The 3,674-nt window shown below is 42.2% G+C and carries 1 protein-coding gene; it reads right to left on the bottom strand.

Annotated elements, in window-relative coordinates; translation table 11 throughout:
* Window positions 1-570 precede the first annotated feature (570 nt).
* On the bottom strand, window positions 571-1,617 hold the full coding sequence (locus tag BLS20_RS12620) for a DEAD/DEAH box helicase family protein (RefSeq protein WP_090174721.1): 1,047 nt from the start codon (window positions 1,615-1,617) through the stop codon (window positions 571-573).
* Window positions 1,618-3,674: the final 2,057 nt, after the last annotated feature.

Here is a 3,674-nt window from a genome sequence, read left to right as displayed (position 1 = left end):
TTCCTGGGGCTGCGATCCTGATTTTCTTACCTGGCTCCCCAAGCTCCGGCAATTCTTGGGGCTTCGACCCTGTTTTCTGGCCTAGCTCCCCAAGCAACGACACAAAAATAAAGAGCTACGACATTACCGACTCTTTGTGAGGGGGAGTATATAATCGGTAATTTCGTAGCTCTTTAAAAGAGGGAGAATTGTAAATCTTTTCGATTTACGAGATTATGAAAAAGTTTTTATATATGCAACGCTGTCATTTTTGGGAGGTAGACAGCTTGCAATTGTTTATCGAGGAGTTGTTTGTTTCCTTCGATGGTTATACTATATCGGCCGAATGTGATAGGAATGTGTATGAATTCGGAAGATTTATTGAAAAAGAAAATAATCATATGTGTCTATTTACAATTTACAGTATAACTGTAGTCTATGAGGTGGTTTTTCTTGCCTAGCTCCCCAAGCCAAAACAATTTTTGGGGCTGCGACCCTGGTTTTCTTACCCAGCTAAATATTCGATTTTGAAATAGCCTTTGTTATTGCAAAAAAAAACAGATGTCTGGTATCAGTCATCTGCTTCACTCGTTAAGCCATATATCGCTCTATTTGGAGTACAAATTTTTCAAATCGTGGTAGTGAAAAATAGATACGGCCGTATGTAGACGTGTCTATTAGCCCACATTCTTTTAAATTTTCTCGATATGGAGAAAATTGATTGGATTCCATGTTTAATATTTTTCGAATTTCTGATACTCGATGTTCTTTGCTATGAGCTATTGCACATACAACTTCACGTTCTTTTTCGGTTAAATGTTCCCAAATTGGTCTATATGCGCCTTCCGATAGAAGTGCGTCCATTTCTATTAGAATTTCCTCATCTGCTTGTTTTTTATTTGACTCCCAAAGCAGCATCCCTAGAAGCTGAAACGCATAGGAATATCCTTTTATCGTTTTCGACAACTGCAAAGCTTCTTCATCATTAATTGAAAAAATCTGTTTATATTTATTCTCAATCAGTAAAGGATTTAAAGCATCAAGTTTTATGCGCGGTAATCTTCGCATAAAAGTTCCATTTGTTGAGTTTGCAAGTGCGCTAAAGTTTTCCGGCAATGCTGTCATGAGTAAAAAAACAGGTAGTTTTTCACCAATAAAGGCTTGGAAAGAGTGCGAAAACGCTCTTAGATTTTCTGTATTTGAGGCTTCATCTATTGTGATTAGGACAGATATTTTCTTTTCCTTTGCTACTAGAAGCATCTTTTTTAGAATCGTTTCGTTAGTAGAAAAAGTTTTTTTTGAAAATCCGCCCCCAAATCCCGCAACCGAGATATTAATTTCCGATATCGTTTCTTCTTTTAAGGAAATAACCTCTCCAAGCTGGCTAATTGCTGATTCGTACAAATCAAGTTCAGGATTTAAACGAAGCACTTCCCAATTAGGTTGTTTTGCAAAGTGGTTTTGTATGGATGTCATTAACACTGTTTTTCCGCATCCCCTAACTCCCGTTATGACATAGCCTTTTGACATGGGTTTAGGGCTTTTAAAGTCTTGGACTACTTTTTGAAATTCATTATTTCTGGGGATCATGGAATCCGGCTCTACGCCGAACAGAATTGTGAAAGGATTTTCCTTCATATTTATATCTCCTTATAGGTTTCTTATAATCTTATATCTGCTTATAGGTTTAATAAAATCTTATATCTACTTATAGGTTTTGTCAAGAAGGTCTATTACGCCTCTTTTTTGACACTCCGCGAGGATGCGCACGGATTCGGACAGGAATTTGTCTGCTGAAGCAGACCCGAATCCGGCGCGCAAGACTCGCGAGCGAGTCTTGAAAATCTTATTGATTTTTCGTATTTTTTCGCATATAATAAATGTAACAGAAACTAAGTTTCTATTGGGCTGGTCGTAAGACCCAGGTCCATCGACGGCGGGGAAGTTCCCCGCTATTTTTTTGACTATACTACCGAGGTAAAACCAGTTGAAAGAACTAATCTCCGTGACCTTAAGAAAAACTATCTGAAACCGTTACAGAAAAAAGAGTGGACATAAGTGTTAGAATACTTGTCCTCTCTTTTTTATTTATCAAACGGCAACAAGTCTTGGGGCTACGACCCTGGTTTTCTTGCCTGGCTCCCCAACCTAAAACAATTCTTGGGGCTGCGACCACGCTTTTCTCGCCCGGCTCCCCAACCTAAAACAATTCTTTGGGGCTGCGACCCCGCTTTTCCTGCCTGGCTCCCCAAGCTCCGGCAATTCTTGGGGCTGCGACCCTGGTTTTCTTGACTAGCTCCCCAACACAAATCAATTCCTGGGGGCGCGACCCCGCTTTTCTTACCTAGCTCCCCAAACTAAAACAATTCTTGGGGCTGCGTCCCGTTTATCTTACCTAGCTCCCCAACCAGCAACAATTCCTGGGGCTGCGACCCTGATTTTCTTACCTAGCTCCCCAAGCTAAAACAATTCTTGGGGCTGCGTCCATGCTTTTCTTGCCCGGCTCCCCCAAACAACAACAATTCTTGGGGACGAAGCCCCGCTTGTCTTGCCCAGAGCCCCAACCAACAACAATTCTTGGGGCTGCGCCCCTTCTTTTCTTGCCCAGCTCCCCAACCCAGATCAATTCTTGGGACGTGCGACCACGCTTTTCTTACCTAGCTCCCCAAATCAAAACAATTCTTGGGGCTGTGCCCCTTCTTTTCTTACCTGGCTCCCCAACCAACAACAATTCCTGGGGCTACGCCCCCGCTTTTCTGGCCTGGCTCCCCAAGCTAAAACAATTCTTGGGGGCAAGCCCCCGCTTGTCTTACCTATCTCCCCAAACAACAACAATTCTTGGGGGCTGCGACCCTGGTTTTCTCACCCAGCTCCCCAAACCATAACAATTCTTGGGGCTGCGCCCACGCTTTTCTCGCCTGGCTCCCCAAACAACAACAATTCTTGGGGCTACGCCCCCGCTTGTCTTACCTATCTCCCCAAACCAGATCAATTCTTGGGGGGCGAAGCCCCGCTTTCCTTACCTATCTCCCCAAGCAACGACACAAAAATAAAGAGCTACGACATTACTACCTCATTAGGGGGGGGAGGGTTAAAGTAGTAATTTCGTAGCTCTTCAAAAAAGAGGGAGAATTGTAAATCTTTTCGATTTACGAGATTATGAAAAAGTTTTTATATATGCATTGCTGTCATTTTTGGGAGGTAGACAGCTTGCAATTAAATTGTATCAAGGATTTGTTTCCTTCGATGGTTATACTATATCGGCTGAATGTGAATGACAAGTGACAGCTTGCTAAAGATTCTTTGAACTCAGTCGGAGAAATCCCCCATCTCTAAGCGTTAGCGTAGGTGGGGGGTATGACAAACTATACTCAGTCGGGGTACAAGCTCCGACTGAGTTAAACGCTCCGTGATGATTCTTGCAACATCCGGACAGCATTCTTATAACACTCGGACAAACATTCTTAAAATATCCGGACAAGCATTCCTATAACTTACGGACAACGTTCCTAAATTATCCGGACAAGATGACATCTTAAAATCGCTTTCTTAGAATGTATGTATATACATTCTAAGGAGGTAATGAAATGAGGTGTCTAGAACCAATGATAATTACAGAAATCCTTCGCTTGAAGGAAATGCATCTTACATACCGTGAGATTGCTGAAGCTACCGATGTATCAAAAACAACTGTA

It is taken from the genome of Eubacterium oxidoreducens, assembly GCF_900104415.1.
Lineage (GTDB): Bacteria > Bacillota > Clostridia > Lachnospirales > Lachnospiraceae > Eubacterium_C > Eubacterium_C oxidoreducens.
The sequence above is the reverse complement of the archived record's forward strand: the minus strand, read 5'-3'. Positions and strand labels throughout refer to the sequence as shown.